The following is a 14,154-nucleotide window of genomic DNA, read 5'->3' as shown; positions in this document are numbered from 1 at the left end:
TTAAACTTGCATTAACTTAATTTTAACTTAAAGTATCACCTGTAGACATTTTCACTTTCGAATGAAAGACGCGAGGCAGTTATGACTTTTACCAGTGAAACTTTGCCGGCGGATCACAAAGCGGCAATCCGTCAGTTGAAACGTGAGCTGCGCGCGCAGATCGGCGACGTGCAGGCGGTGTTCAATAAGCTCAGCGATAAAATTGCCACCCGCGTGGCGGAAATCAACGCTCTTAAGAACAAAGGCGAATCCGTCTGGCCGGTGATTCCGTTTGCGGATGTGAAAAACGGCACGATTACCAACGCACAGCGCGAGGCCGTTAAACGCCGCGGCTGCGCGGTGATTAAAGGTCACTTCCTCCGCGAGCAGGCGCTGGCGTGGGATCAGTCGATGCTCGACTACCTCGATCTGAACAAGTTTGACGAAGTGTACAAAGGGCCTGGCGATAACTTCTTCGGCACCTTAACGGCCTCCCGTCCGGAGATTTACCCGATCTACTGGTCGCAGGCGCAGATGCAGGCGCGTCAGAGCGAAGAGATGGCGCAGGTGCAGTCGTTCCTGAACCGTTTATGGACGTTCGAGAGCAACGGCAAGCAGTGGTTCGACCCGGATGTGAGCGTGATTTACCCGGACCGTATCCGCCGCCGTCCGCCGGGAACCACCTCGAAAGGACTCGGCGCCCATACCGACTCCGGCGCGCTGGAGCGCTGGCTGCTGCCGGCTTACCAGCAGGTCTTTGCCCACGTGTTTGACGGCAACGTCGATAAGTACGATCCGTGGAACGCCGCGCACCGTACCGAAGTGGAAGAGTACACCGTCGATAACACCACCAAATGCTCGGTGTTCCGCACCTTCCAGGGCTGGACGGCGCTGTCGGACATGATCCCCGGTCAGGGGCTGCTGCACGTGGTGCCAATCCCGGAAGCGATGGCGTACATTCTGCTGCGCCCGCTGCTGGACGACGTGCCGGAAGACGAGCTGTGCGGCGTGGCGCCGGGGCGCGTGCTGCCGGTTTCCGAGAAGTGGCACCCGCTGCTCATCGAAGCATTAAGCAGTATTCCGGCACTCGACGCGGGCGATTCCGTGTGGTGGCACTGCGATGTGATCCACTCCGTCGCGCCGGTGGAAAATCAGCAGGGCTGGGGCAACGTGATGTACATTCCTGCTGCGCCGATGTGCGAAAAGAACCTCGCCTACGCCAAAAAGGTCAAGGAAGCGCTCGAAACCGGCGCGTCACCGGGAGATTTCCCGCGCGAAGATTATGAAAAGAGCTGGCAGGACCGCTTTACCGTTAACGATCTCAACATCCACGGCAAGCGCGCGCTGGGCATGGTTTAACTGTCATACAGACCTTCCCGCTCAACGGCGGTGCGTCGTTTCCCCTGACGTATCCGCCGTACCGATTCCCGCACGGCCAGCGTGCCGTTAAGCAGTAACGTCCCCACCGGCGCGTCCGGGCGCATGAGCCGCTGCTGGAGCATATAAACCGCTTCCGTTCCCAGCTCATCGCGGGGAACGTGCACGGCCGTTAATGGAACATCCTGGATTGCCGCCAGGTTAAACCCGTCAATGCTCATCACCGACACGTCCTGCGGCACGCGCAATCCTCTTTTTTGCAATGCGCTGATGGTGCCCGCCGCCATAAAATCGCCGCCAACCAAAAATGCGGTTGGCAAATCCTTGCCCTGCATTTCACTGAGCCAGCTGCTGACTACCTGTTCACTTTCGCGTGCGCTGAAGCTGGGCACCACCAGCAGATCGCGCTTGTCGTTGAATTTCAGGTTGTGAGACTGCCACGCGTCGCGGATCCCCGCCAGGCGAAGCTCCATGGTATAGCGGCGCAGGCACAGCACGCTCATTACCTCACGGTGTCCCATCTCAAACAGATATTCCGCCGCCCGCTCGCCAATGGCGCGATGATCCGGCGCGACGGCAGGCAGGCGCATGTGGCGGTCACGGCAGTTAATCAGCATGCAGGGTTTGCCGACATCCACAGCCAGATCGTGGATATGCGGGTCGTCGATGCCAAGAAGGATTGCCGCCTGGGTATCCGCCTCATTCATGCGCGCCAGAAACAGCTGGGCATCGCTATCGTTCTCTTCCAGCGCGCAGTAGCGCAAGCGCACATCGTGAGATGCAAGGCCTTTACTCACGCTCTGGATCACACGGTAGTAAAAGATGTCGGACCGCTCGTCGAACGCACGCTGAGGGGCAAAAACCACCAGGCTATTGAGCAGCAGCCGTCCCGCCGCCATACCCTCTATCACCCCCAGCTCCCGCGCGCACGCCAGCACCTTTGTGCGCGCCTTTTCGCTGGTATTCGCTTTTCCCGCCAGCACCCGCGACACGGTGCTGATCGAGAGCTGCGTGCGGGCCGCGATTTCGGTGATTTTTAGCCTTTTGTCCATTTTGTGATCTGGCTCCATTTGTGAAATGAAAAAATTTTCATAGCGTATTCGTCAGGCAATTACTGACATAAATACCATCTTGCCAGAGGCTTTTCGTCAGTTATGAGAAATTTTGCACAAAATCCACTTTTGCCCACTCATTTTCTTCCTTAAGGTGAACTTGTCACACAACTTCCATACTAGTTGTATACCAGATTAAGAATTTTAAACGGATAAAAATCAAAGTCATAAAAATCCGTGTGACACCTGAACCTCCGTCCCCTTACCGTCCGTCTTGTGGAGAGTAAAATGAGTCAGGACATCAATAACACCGTTGCGACAAGCAAAACCCGTCGCGTCATCAAGAACCTGCGCTGGTACGTGCTGGTGCTGTTCTTACTTGGCGTTACCGTTAACTACATCACCCGAAACTCGCTCGGGATCCTCGCCCCGGAACTGAAAGAGAGCCTCGGGATCACCACCGAGCAGTACTCCTGGATCGTAGGAGCTTTCCAGATCGCCTACACCATTTTCCAGCCCCTGTGCGGCTGGCTGATTGACGTCATTGGCCTGAAGATTGGCTTTATGGTCTGCGCCGGGATCTGGGCTCTGATGTGTATTTTCCACGCGGGTGCCGGAAGCTGGCTGCACCTGGCCATTCTGCGCTTCTTTATGGGTGCCTCTGAGGCCGCCGCTACCCCGGCGAACGCCAAAACCATCGGCGAATGGTTCCCGAAATCAGAGCGTCCCGTTGCCGCCGGCTGGGCGGGCGTGGGCTTCTCCATCGGCGCGATGCTGGCTCCGCCTATCATCTACTTTGCTCACGCCTCGTTTGGCTGGCAGGGCGCGTTTATGTTTACCGGCGTGCTGGCGCTGCTGTGGGTGATCCTGTGGTGGGCGTTCTACCACAACCCGGAGCAGCACCCGAACCTGAGCAAGGACGAGCTGGCGTTTATCAAGCAGGACAACGAACCGCCTGCGGTGAAGCTGCCCTTCCTGACCGCGCTGAAAACCGTCTCGAAAAACAAACGCTTCTACGGTATCGCCATCCCGGCCTTTATGGCGGAACCGGCCTGGGCGGTGCTGAGCTTCTGGGTACCGCTGTACCTCGCCAAAGAGCACGGCATGGACCTGAAGCAGATTGCGATGTTTGCCTGGCTGCCGTTCCTCGCCGCCGACCTCGGCAGCGTGGCGAGCGGCTACCTGACGCGTCTGTACACCCGCATGTTCGGCTGCTCACGCGTTAACTCGGTCGTCGCCAGCTCCGTGACGGGCGCGTTCCTGATGATCTCTCTGGCGATCGTGGCCATTACCCGCGACCCGTATATCACCATCGTGCTGATCTCCATCGGCGGTTTCGGGCACCAGATTATTTCCTGCATGCTGAGCGCCCTGGTCGTGGAGTCGTTCGACAAAGGTCAGATGGCGACCGTCAACGGCATGCGCGGCTCGGCGGCGTGGATCGCCAGCTTCCTGTTCTCCCTGTTAATCGGTGTGACCGCCGACAAAATCGGCTTTAACCCGCTCTTTATCGCCATGGGCTTCTTTGACCTGATTGGCGCCGTCTTCCTGGTAGCATTTATTGCTGAACGTCGCGCCAAGCGCGCCTGATAGTGGATGTATTGCATATGAAAACCCTGAAAAACTGGACCGTTGATACGCAGTCGGCAAACCATCTGGAACTGCTGGTCGATAACCAGCACCGCCTGTGCCTGTATGTGCTGGAAGAGAACCTGTTCCGCGTGCTGATCAAACGCAAGGGCGAGCTGGCGCTGGACCGCACCTGGAGCATCGCGCCGGAACAAGACGTGCCGTGGGAAGGCCGCCGTCGTGACGATATCAGCGGCTTCACCTGCCCGGCCTGGACGCTGACGCAGCAGGACGACACGTTAACCGTGGCAACCGAACAGCTGCGCGTCACCGTGCACCAGCCGCTGTGGCTGGAGTGGCACTATCGCAATGACGCGGGCGAGTGGCAGCCGCTGGTCAACGACCGCCCCACCAGCGCCTACCTGCTGAACGCCCACGGCGACGGCGCGGCGCACTACCTGAGCCGCCGCAAGGACGAGCGCTTCTACGGCCTGGGCGAGAAAGCGGGCGATCTGCAGCGCAACGGTAAACGCTATGAGATGCGCAACCTCGACGCCATGGGCTATAACGCCGCCAGCACCGACCCGCTCTACAAGCATATTCCTTTCACTATCACCCGCCGCGACGACGTGAGCTACGGCCTGTTCTACGACAACCTGAGCAGCTGCTGGCTGGATTTGGGCAACGAGATCGACAACTACCATACCGCCTATCGCCGCTGGCAGGCGGAAGCGGGCGATATCGACTACTACATCTTTACCGGCGAACGCGTGCTGGACGTTACCAAAGCCTTTGTTCGCCTCACAGGGAAAACTCTGTTCGGACCGAAATGGAGCCTGGGCTACAGCGGTTCGACCATGCACTACACCGACGCGCCGGACGCGCAAAACCAGCTGATGAACTTCATCCGCCTGTGCGAAGAGCACGCCATTCCGTGCGACTCGTTCCAGCTCTCCTCCGGCTATACCTCCATCAACGGCAAGCGCTACGTCTTCAACTGGAACTACGACAAGGTGCCGCAGCCGAAGGTAATGAGCCAGGCGTTCCACGACGCGGGACTGAAGCTTGCGGCTAACATCAAGCCGTGCCTGCTGCAGGACCATCCGCGCTACAGCGAAGTGGCGGAGAGCGGCCTGTTCATTCGCGATTCGGAAACCGATGCACCCGAACGCTCCAGCTTCTGGGATGACGAAGGCTCGCACCTCGACTTTACCAACCCGCAGACGGTGCAGTGGTGGCAGAACGGCGTCACTACGCAGCTGCTGGAGATGGGCATCGACTCTACCTGGAACGACAACAACGAATATGAAGTGTGGGACGGAGAAGCCCGCTGCTTTGGATTCGGCAAGGAGATCGCCATCAAGCATATTCGCCCGGTCATGCCGCTGCTGATGATGCGCGCCTCGCTGGAAGCGCAGCAGCGCTTTGCGCCAGAAAAACGTCCGTATCTCATCTCCCGCTCCGGATGCGCCGGGATGCAGCGCTACGTTCAGACCTGGAGCGGCGACAACCGCACCAGCTGGGACACGCTGCGCTATAACATCCGCATGGGGCTGGGCATGAGCCTGTCCGGGCTGTTCAACGTCGGCCACGACGTCGGCGGTTTCTCCGGCGACAAGCCGGACGCAGAGCTGTTCGTGCGCTGGGTGCAGAACGGCGTGATGCACCCGCGCTTTACCATTCACTCGTGGAACGATGACCACACCGTCAACGAGCCGTGGATGTATCCGGGCGTCACGCCTGCCATTCGCGGCGCGATTGAGCTGCGCTACCGCCTGCTGCCGTATCTCTACACCCTGCTCTGGCAGGCGCACGCCGACGACGAGCCGATGCTGCGCCCGACCTTCCTCGACCACGAGCGCGATGCGCAGACCTTCGAAGAGTGCGACGACTTCCTGCTTGGCCGCGACCTGCTGGTCGCCAGCGTCGTCGAAGCCGGGCAGCGCGAGCGCCGGGTCTGGCTGCCGGATAACGAAACGGGCTGGTACGATTTTTACACCCACGCGTGGTATGCGGGCGGACAATCCATCGTTCTCGATGCGCCGCTGGAAAAACTGCCGCTGCTGGTGCGCGCCGGGGCCGGTTTGCCGCTGAGCGAGCGCATCACGCATGTGAGTGCCGAAAAAGATACGACCCGCGAGCTTAAGCTGTTCCCGATTAAAGGCGTCGGCACAAGCTCGGGGCTGCTGTTTGAAGACGACGGTGAAAGCTGGGGCTACCAGAACGGCAATGCGCTGTGGGTGGATTGGGAGATGGTGTGCGACGGCGCAACCATCAACCTGAAGGTGAACGCGCGCGGGGATTATCGTCCAGCGTGGAAAGCGCTGAAAGTGTCGTTACCGGCGGGGGAGAAACGTACGCTGCGGGTGAACGGGGTTGAAAGGAGTGAGTGGGTGCTCTGAAGATTGCCGGGTGGCGGCTTCGCCTTACCCGGCCTACAAAGTCACCCGTCGGCCCGGTAAGCGAAGCGCCACCGGGCTTTTTTTTAGCCGTCGATACCTTTGCTGCGCAGGTAATCTTCGTAGTTACCGGTGAAGTCCACCACGCGCTCTGGCGTAATTTCGATCACGCGGGTCGCCAGGGAGCTGACGAACTCACGGTCGTGAGAGACGAAGATCAGGGTGCCCTGATACATCTCCAGCGCCATGTTCAGGGATTCGATCGATTCCATATCCAGGTGGTTAGTCGGTTCGTCCATCACCAGGATGTTTGGTTTTTCCATCATCAGCTTGCCGAACAGCATGCGTCCCTTCTCGCCACCGGAAAGCACTTTAGCCGGCTTCTTGATGTCGTCCTGGCTGAACAGCAGACGACCCAGAATGCTGCGCACCGCCTGCTCGTCGTCGCCTTCCTGCTTCCACTGGCTCATCCAGTCGAAGACGGTCAGGTCATTCTCGAACTCATATTCATGGTCCTGCGCGTAGTAACCAATCTGCGCGTTTTCGGACCATTTCACGGTGCCGTTGTCCGGCTGCAGTTCGCCGACCAGGGTTTTCAGCATGGTGGATTTACCCACGCCGTTGGCGCCCAGAATGGCAATCTTCTCGCCCACTTCCAGCAGCAGGTTGAAGTTTTTAAACAGCGGGCCTTCATCGAAGCCTTTGGTAAGAGCTTCCACTTCCAGCGCGTTACGGAACAGCTTCTTGTCCTGCTCGAAGCGGATGAACGGGTTCTGACGGCTGGAGGCTTTAACCTCTTCCAGCTTGATTTTATCAATCTGACGCGCACGCGAGGTTGCCTGACGCGATTTAGAGGCGTTAGCGCTGAAGCGGCTGACGAAGGACTGCAGGTCGGCAATCTGCGCTTTCTTCTTGGCGTTGTCCGCCAGCAGACGTTCACGCGCCTGGGTGGCCGCCGTCATGTACTCGTCGTAGTTGCCCGGATACACGCGCAGCTCGCCGTAGTCCAGATCCGCCATGTGCGTACAGACCATATTCAGGAAGTGACGGTCGTGCGAGATGATGATCATGGTGCTGTCGCGATCGTTCAGCGTCTGCTCCAGCCAGCGGATGGTGTCGATGTCCAGGTTGTTCGTCGGTTCGTCGAGCAGCAGGATGTCCGGGTTAGAGAACAGCGCCTGTGCCAGCAGCACACGCAGCTTCCAGCCTGGCGCGACTTCGCTCATCGGGCCGTAATGTTGTTCAACAGGGATCCCCACGCCCAGCAGCAGCTCGCCCGCGCGCGCTTCCGCAGAGTAACCGTCCATCTCGCCGTACTGCGTTTCCAGATCGGCCACCTTATAGCCATCTTCTTCGCTCATTTCGGCCAGCGCGTAAATGCGATCGCGCTCCTGCTTCACTTCCCACAGCTCCGCGTGCCCCATGATCACGGTGTCGAGCACGGTGAACTCTTCGAAGGCGAACTGATCCTGACGCAGCTTACCGATACGCTCGTTAGGGTCGAGCGAGACGTTGCCGAGGGTCGGCTCCAGATCGCCGCCGAGGATCTTCATAAAGGTGGATTTTCCGCTACCGTTGGCACCAATCAGGCCGTAACGGTTGCCGCCGCCAAATTTGACGGAAATGTTTTCGAACAGCGGCTTACTGCCAAACTGCATAGTGACGTTGCTGGTAACTAACACGGGGAGATTCCTGCGAAAAGTGTGATAAACACGGCATTATGCCACAATTCCGAATTGAGATCCCGTGTTGCGGCAATCCACTAAACTTTAACAAAATCGAAAAAAATGTGATTTCGTACACATCTGAATTCCCTGTTAGCGGGAATGCACATATAATGCGCTCCCATCACAGATTCAGACTTATCAACTCATCGCCAGAATGGCTTAGATACCTCGCACAACATGAACATGAAATTAACAACGCTTTTTGCGGCGGCGTTAGCCGTAGTAGGTTTTTGTAAGACCGCGTCTGCGGTGACGTATCCCCTGCCAACAGACGGTAGCCGTCTGGTAGGCCAGAACCAGGTTGTGACGGTACCAGAAGGTAACTCTCAGCCGCTGGAGTATTTCGCGGCGCAGTACCAGCTGGGCCTGTCTAACATGCTGGAAGCAAACCCGGGCGTTGACCCGTATCTGCCAAAAGCGGGTACCGTGTTGAATATTCCTCAGCAGCTGATCCTGCCGGATACCGTTCATGAAGGTATCGTGATTAACAGTGCCGAAATGCGTCTGTATTACTACCCGAAAGGCACCAACACCGTTATCGTGCTGCCAATCGGTATCGGCCAGCTGGGTAAAGACACCCCGATGAACTGGACCACGAAAGTCGAGCGTAAGAAAGCGGGCCCAACCTGGACGCCGACTGCCAAAATGCACGCGGAATACATCGCTGCGGGCGAACCGCTGCCAGCCGTAGTACCGGCAGGCCCGGATAACCCGATGGGTCTGTATGCCCTGTACATTGGTCGCCTGTACGCTATCCACGGTACTAACGCCAACTTCGGTATCGGCCTGCGCGTGAGCCACGGCTGCGTGCGCCTGCGTAACGATGACATTAAATTCCTGTTCGAAAACGTGCCGGTCGGTACGCGCGTGCAGTTCATCAACGAACCGGTGAAAGCGACCTCTGAGCCAGACGGCAGCCGCTACATCGAAGTGCACAACCCGCTGTCCACCAGCGAAGACCAGATCAACAACAACGAAGTCGTCCCTGTTACGCTGAACAGCGCGGTACAGGCGGTGACTTCTCAGCCTGACGTAGAAACGGCGATTGTTGACCAGGCCGTGCAGAACCGCTCCGGTATGCCGGTGCGTTTGAACTGATAGAGAAGCATTAAAAAAGCGGGCCTCGTTGCCCGCTTTTTTTTACCCGTTATTCACGATCACAATCCCGCCGTGGTCGTACCGATAGTGACAGTGGGCATACTCCAGCGCTGTGCCATCTTCCAGATAAATGACCTGCTCCACCTCCAGAACCGGATCGGTTTCCTCGCAGACCAGATGCTCCCTGTCCAGCGCGCTGGGCTTAAGCGCCCGCACCACCCGATACGACCCCATAATTTTCAGCCCCAGCGTCTCCTGCACGTACTGGAACACTGAACCTTCAAGATGGTTTTTCGTCAGGCCCGGCACCAGATTCATCGGCATCACCGTGGAATCCAGCGACATAGGTTCACCGTTCAGCAAACGCAGGCGAATGAAGTCATAGATCGGCGCATCGGCATTGATCATCAGCGACGCCTGCTCTTTCTCGTTCGGGAAGCGCAGCTCAAAATGCACCACCTGGCTGGTTACCTTGCCCAGGTGTTCCCAGGTTTTAGTCGCGCCGAAGTAGTCGCTGCCGGAGAGATCCCACTGCGAGAGCTGGAGGAAGTTTTTGCGAATAAACGTGCCCTGGCCCTGACGGGTATAGACCAGACCTTCGACGATCAGCTGGCGCATCGCCTGCTGAATGGTCATCCGGCTGGTGCTGAACTCCGCCGCCAGCGCAAACTGGTCCGGGAGCGGTTCATTGGCGGCGTACTGCTGGCTGATAATGCGTTTCTTGATTTCCCGCGCTATGGTGATGTACTTCGCCGCCATCGTCCTTCCTTTCAGTTAGTTTTCTATCCCGCTGTTTTTCAAGGCCACTCGCTCGGCAATTTTGAGGAAAGGCAGGTAGAAGAATACACCAAATACGATGATTGCCAACTGCACCACTACCGCCCGCCAGTCCCCTGCCGTCGCCAGCCAGGCGCTGAGAATCGGGGGCGTGGTCCACGGGATCATCACCACGCAGCGCGACATTAACCCCAGCGTGGTACAGAGCCAGGCGACGTAAATGCCTATCGCGGGCAGCAGCACAAACGGGATCATCAGCGGCAGGTTAAACACAATCGGCAGGCCAAAAATCACCGGTTCGTTGATGTTAAACAGGCCCGGCGCCAGCGACAGACGCGCCACCTGCTTCGCCGACTTTTGTCGGGAGAAGATAAAGATGGCAATCAGGAGCGAGATGGTGCTGCCCGTCCCGCCCACCATGCCAAAGGTCGGCACGAAGATGTTGTTGATGATGTGCGGGATCGGCTGGCCGTTGGCGAAGGCCAGCATGTTCTCGTTGGTGTTGATCAGCAGGAACGGCTCCAGCACCACGCTGTTAACGACTGACTGATGAATGCCGAGCGTGAACAGGAAGTTACCGAAGCTGTAGATAAAAATCGTCCCCGGCAGGCTGGTGTTGATCAGCCGCAGCGGCTGCTGGATAAAGGTCGTAATGAGATGGATCAGGTCCGTATGCAGCACGTTTGCCAGTATCGCCGCCAGCACCGCGAACAGGGAGAGCGTGAGGATCGTCGGGATCAGCGCGGTAAAGGATTTGCTCACCGCCGGGGGCACATTTTCCCCGAGCGATATGTGCAGCGCCTTCAGGCGCGAAATAGCGATAAACACTTTCGTTGAGAGCAGCCCAATCAGCACCCCGGCGAAAATGCCGGTTGAGCCGATATTGGCGAACGTCAGCACCTGCGTGACGTTCACCGCAGCGTCGCTGCCAACGGGCGTAACCTGTAAGCGCATCGGCATCATGATGATAAAACTGCTGACGGCGATAACCACTGCCGAGACCGGATTGTCGAAACCTTTGTTGCGCGCCAGCGACCAGGCAATCATCGGGGCCAACAGCAGCGCGGCGATGTTCAGCGTGCCGTTGATAATCGCCTCGCCCCACACCTTACACTGCGCGAGCGTGTCGCCGTGAAAAATCCACGGAAACACCACGTTGTTCACCAGCACCGCCAGACCGGCGAGGATGAAAATGGGCATCACCGTGGCGAAGGCGTCGCGCAGGGAGCGAAGGTGCACCTGGTTTGCCAGGCGCGCCGAGAACTCTACAAATTTATCGACAAAAGACTGCATGTGCGGTGTTATTTTTGTTTCAGACATAGCGGATATTTCCCATCAATCAGTCACAAAAACGGCCTGGCAGCGTACGGCTTACATCTCGCGTCCGTTGGTATGGATAACCTGTTTTAACCACGCGTAGCTCTTCTTCGGCACGCGCTTCAGGTCTTTCAGGTCGTGGTTTTCACGGTTGACATAGACCACGCCGTAGCGCTTACGCATATCACCCTGAGAGCTGAGAATGTCGATCAGGCCCCAGCCGAGGTAGCCGAGAACTTCTGCTCCGTCTTCGAACATCGCCTCTTTCATGGCATTGATATGCGCCCGGTGGTAGTCAATGCGGTAGGTGTCCTCAATCGGGTTCACGCCGTCCCAGGACTCAATCACCCCAATGCCGTTCTCGATCGGGAATACCGGCAGGCGCCAGTCGTTATAATAACGGGTAATGATGGTGCGAAAACCGAGCGGGTCTATCTGCCAGTTCCACTCGGTGGCTTTCAGGTACGGATTGTTTTTCTCGCCGTGCAGCAGGTAATAGTTCACGGGAGTGCCTTCCGGGATCGCATCGCTGTCCAGCGTTTTACTGGCATAGTAGCTGAAGGCCATATAGTCGTTTTTGGTGCGCGCCAGCAGCGCTAAATCTTCAGCGCGGTAGATATCGCCAAAGCCCTCCTGCTCCACCACCGCCATCACCGCCGGGCTGTAGCCCTGCCCGGCAAAGACGCGCAGCAGGTTCTGGTTGAGGAACTCGTCGTACTGCTGGGCGCAGAAAATATCGCGCGGTTTGCAGGTGGCCGGGTAGATCAGCTGGTGCGCCAGCATGCCACCCATCAGCTGGCCCGGTTTGGTCTGGTGCAGGTACTCGGTCAGCGACATGTGCGCCACCATGGTGTGGTGCTGCAGCTCGTACAGCTCGCGCAGGGTTTTCTCCCCTTTAATGTAGCCGGATATGCGAAACGCTTCCGGCATATGGAAGATGTTCTGCTCGTTGAAGGTCAGCCAGTACTTTACGCGATCGCCATAGCAGTCAATCATCTTTTTGCCGTAGCGGATAAAGGCGTCCATCACGCGGCGGTCGTTGAAGCCGTTGTACTCCTGCGCCAGCGCCAGCGGCATATCGAAGTGGTACAGGCAGATCATCGGCTCGATGCCGCGGGCGATGAGATCGTCGATAAAGCGGTCGTAAAACGCGATGCCTTCGTCGTTGAACGGGCCGTCACCCAGCGGGCAGACGCGGCTCCATGAGATCTGGAAGCGGTAGCAGTTCATCCCCAGATCCTGCATCAGGTCGAAATCCTCCCGGTAGCGGTGATAGGAGTCGGTCGCCACTTTCCAGTCGGAGACATTCTCCCCGGCTTCACGAATGTCGTACACAGACATCCCCTTTCCGCCCTCATTCCAGGCACCTTCCGTCTGCATGCTCGATACCGAGTTGCCCCATAAAAAGTTTGCCGGCAGCTGATTGTTCATGGTCTCTCCCTATATGACTAGTCATTTAAAAATTCATGACTAGTCATATAGGTGAAGATGGCATGTCGATCAAAGCGGAGGATCGTTTTTTGTGAGACATGTCGGAAAGAAAACGTCGGGCAGGAAATGAATCGCGCAAACCCTGTTATTGAAGCCGGTGCCTTAGCCTATGCAAAATCACATTTCCCGCTCGTGCCGCTGGCTGGCCTCATAAAATCACTATTAACTTAATGAGCACGAACCACGGCCCAGGCCGGAAAATAAAAATCTTAACTCTATCAAATGGAAAATGACGCTCATGAAGATATCTACTGGCCGTATCGCATTCGCTCTCAGCTTAGCGCTGCCATGCTCAATGACTTACGCGGCAACGGTGTATACGGGTGATAAGGTACAGGGAGTGCCGGTCATCTCGACTCTGGATGTATCAGACCTGACAGCAGGACAACATCGCTTCATGTTCGAGGGGGTTGAGACAGGAACGGGACAGCGCTGGTATGTACCCATCATGGTGGCAAAAGGGAAAACGGACGGGAAGAAAGTTCTGCTGCAGGCGGGCGTCCACGGGGATGAGCTAAACGGAGTGCGCATCGTACAAAAAGTAATGGAACAACTGGACCCCGCAAAAATGAACGGCAGCGTTATTGGCATTATTGGTCCAAACCGTTCTGGACTTGAAAGGGTCTCCCGGACATGGTCCGTTTCAACCGATGGGGGTGAGACGATCGACTACAACCGCGTGCATCCGGGAAAAGAAACGGGTAACCCTGCCGAGCGTCAGGCATGGATGATGTGGAATAACGTTTACAAGGGAAATGTCGACCTGGCGATTGACTATCACACCCAGTCTACCGGAACGGCTTATCCGCTGTTCATTTATGCTGACTACCGCAATGCGGATGCCCGGACTATTGCAGAACTTTTTCCGGCAGATCAAATTAAGAAAGATCCCGGTGAAGCCGGCTCAATGGAAACTACCTTTATTCAAAATGGTATCCCGGCGATAACGGCCGAGACGGGAGAGCCGAGGATTTACCAGCAGGATATGATTGCCCGGGGTGTAGAAGGTGCCCGCAATGTACTGATCCATTATAAGGTGATTGAAGGCAAAATCGGCGCAACCGCCAGCAGCAATAAAACGTATATTGGTAATGCTATCAGTTCAATACGAGCGACCACGGGTGGGTTTGCGGAAGTATTCGTTAAGCCCGGCGATACGGTAAAAGCAGGGCAAGAAGTCGCCCTGCAGCGAAATGCATTCGGTGATGTTGTCGCGAAGTATTCAGCAGAGCGGGACGGCAAAGTACTGTCAGCTGGAACGGATGTAGTAAGAGAACCCCGAGCCCTGCTGGTAAGAGTTCTTGAGCAAAATCCAGCGGCAACCTGCAAAGACGGTTGCTGATTTCCGCCAGAGCCCATCGTTGAATC

General features: G+C 57.1%; 10 protein-coding genes. 5 read left to right on the top strand and 5 right to left on the bottom strand.

Annotated elements, in window-relative coordinates; genetic code table 11:
- Positions 1-81: 81 nt before the first annotated feature.
- Complete coding sequence (locus tag AB3N39_RS06610) at positions 82-1,338, top strand: DUF1479 domain-containing protein (RefSeq protein ID WP_133294055.1); 1,257 nt, start codon at positions 82-84, stop codon at positions 1,336-1,338.
- Here AB3N39_RS06610 and AB3N39_RS06605 read toward each other — a convergent pair.
- Positions 1,335-2,408 (bottom strand): LacI family DNA-binding transcriptional regulator, encoded by a 1,074-nt coding sequence (locus AB3N39_RS06605; protein ID WP_252092669.1) that lies wholly within the window; start codon positions 2,406-2,408, stop codon positions 1,335-1,337. The two genes, AB3N39_RS06610 and AB3N39_RS06605, sit on opposite strands and share 4 nt — an antisense overlap.
- Before the next feature lie 288 nt (positions 2,409-2,696).
- On the opposite strand from AB3N39_RS06605, the gene AB3N39_RS06600 reads away from it, so the two are divergent.
- Both AB3N39_RS06600 and AB3N39_RS06595 read left to right on the top strand, forming a co-directional pair.
- Entirely contained in the window at positions 2,697-3,998 is a 1,302-nt protein-coding gene (locus AB3N39_RS06600) for an MFS transporter (protein WP_127730155.1), read from the top strand.
- Between the two features lie 17 nt (positions 3,999-4,015).
- Positions 4,016-6,379, top strand: a complete 2,364-nt coding sequence (locus tag AB3N39_RS06595) for a TIM-barrel domain-containing protein (RefSeq protein WP_367897147.1) — start codon at positions 4,016-4,018, stop codon at positions 6,377-6,379.
- 83 nt (positions 6,380-6,462) lie between these two features.
- Here AB3N39_RS06595 and AB3N39_RS06590 read toward each other — a convergent pair whose 3' ends face one another.
- The gene (locus AB3N39_RS06590) at positions 6,463-8,058 is read right to left on the bottom strand and encodes an ABC-F family ATPase (RefSeq protein WP_008501187.1); all 1,596 of its coding nucleotides are present in this window, start codon (positions 8,056-8,058) and stop codon (positions 6,463-6,465) included.
- A gap of 222 nt (positions 8,059-8,280) precedes the next feature.
- Between AB3N39_RS06590 and ldtB the strand changes: the two genes are divergently transcribed.
- Entirely contained in the window at positions 8,281-9,201 is a 921-nt protein-coding gene (ldtB, locus tag AB3N39_RS06585; RefSeq protein ID WP_023335026.1) for a L,D-transpeptidase, read from the top strand.
- A gap of 42 nt (positions 9,202-9,243) precedes the next feature.
- On the opposite strand, the gene AB3N39_RS06580 is transcribed toward ldtB, so the two are convergent.
- From AB3N39_RS06580 to AB3N39_RS06570, 3 genes are read right to left on the bottom strand one after another with little or no spacing between them, the layout of a single operon-like run.
- Entirely contained in the window at positions 9,244-9,960 is a 717-nt protein-coding gene (locus AB3N39_RS06580; RefSeq protein ID WP_115874566.1) for a GntR family transcriptional regulator, read from the bottom strand.
- A gap of 15 nt (positions 9,961-9,975) precedes the next feature.
- Positions 9,976-11,298, bottom strand: a complete 1,323-nt coding sequence (locus AB3N39_RS06575) for a PTS sugar transporter subunit IIC (RefSeq protein ID WP_367897146.1) — start codon at positions 11,296-11,298, stop codon at positions 9,976-9,978.
- A gap of 51 nt (positions 11,299-11,349) precedes the next feature.
- Positions 11,350-12,726: a glycoside hydrolase family 1 protein gene (locus tag AB3N39_RS06570; RefSeq protein ID WP_367897145.1), complete on the bottom strand. Its 1,377-nt coding sequence runs from the start codon at positions 12,724-12,726 to the stop codon at positions 11,350-11,352.
- Between the two features lie 298 nt (positions 12,727-13,024).
- Between AB3N39_RS06570 and AB3N39_RS06565 the strand changes: the two genes are divergently transcribed.
- A complete protein-coding gene (locus AB3N39_RS06565) occupies positions 13,025-14,128 on the top strand; it encodes a succinylglutamate desuccinylase/aspartoacylase family protein (RefSeq protein ID WP_252092666.1) in 1,104 nt (367 codons plus the stop codon).
- Positions 14,129-14,154 lie beyond the last annotated feature (26 nt).

The sequence above is a fragment of the Enterobacter vonholyi genome, from assembly GCF_040834095.1.
GTDB lineage: Bacteria > Pseudomonadota > Gammaproteobacteria > Enterobacterales > Enterobacteriaceae > Enterobacter > Enterobacter vonholyi.
This window is presented reverse-complemented; position numbering and strand designations above follow the sequence as displayed.

What these genes read in the sequence shown, in the direction of transcription:
- AB3N39_RS06580 (WP_115874566.1), bottom strand. Translation starts at nt 9,960, where the DNA reads ATGGCGGCGAAGTACATCACCATAGCGCGGGAAATCAAGAAACGCATT.
- AB3N39_RS06575 (WP_367897146.1), bottom strand. Translation starts at nt 11,298, where the DNA reads ATGTCTGAAACAAAAATAACACCGCACATGCAGTCTTTTGTCGATAAA.
- AB3N39_RS06610 (WP_133294055.1), top strand. Translation starts at nt 82, where the DNA reads ATGACTTTTACCAGTGAAACTTTGCCGGCGGATCACAAAGCGGCAATC.
- AB3N39_RS06605 (WP_252092669.1), bottom strand. Translation starts at nt 2,408, where the DNA reads ATGGACAAAAGGCTAAAAATCACCGAAATCGCGGCCCGCACGCAGCTC.
- AB3N39_RS06570 (WP_367897145.1), bottom strand. Translation starts at nt 12,726, where the DNA reads ATGAACAATCAGCTGCCGGCAAACTTTTTATGGGGCAACTCGGTATCG.
- AB3N39_RS06600 (WP_127730155.1), top strand. Translation starts at nt 2,697, where the DNA reads ATGAGTCAGGACATCAATAACACCGTTGCGACAAGCAAAACCCGTCGC.
- AB3N39_RS06565 (WP_252092666.1), top strand. Translation starts at nt 13,025, where the DNA reads ATGAAGATATCTACTGGCCGTATCGCATTCGCTCTCAGCTTAGCGCTG.
- AB3N39_RS06595 (WP_367897147.1), top strand. Translation starts at nt 4,016, where the DNA reads ATGAAAACCCTGAAAAACTGGACCGTTGATACGCAGTCGGCAAACCAT.
- ldtB (WP_023335026.1), top strand. Translation starts at nt 8,281, where the DNA reads ATGAACATGAAATTAACAACGCTTTTTGCGGCGGCGTTAGCCGTAGTA.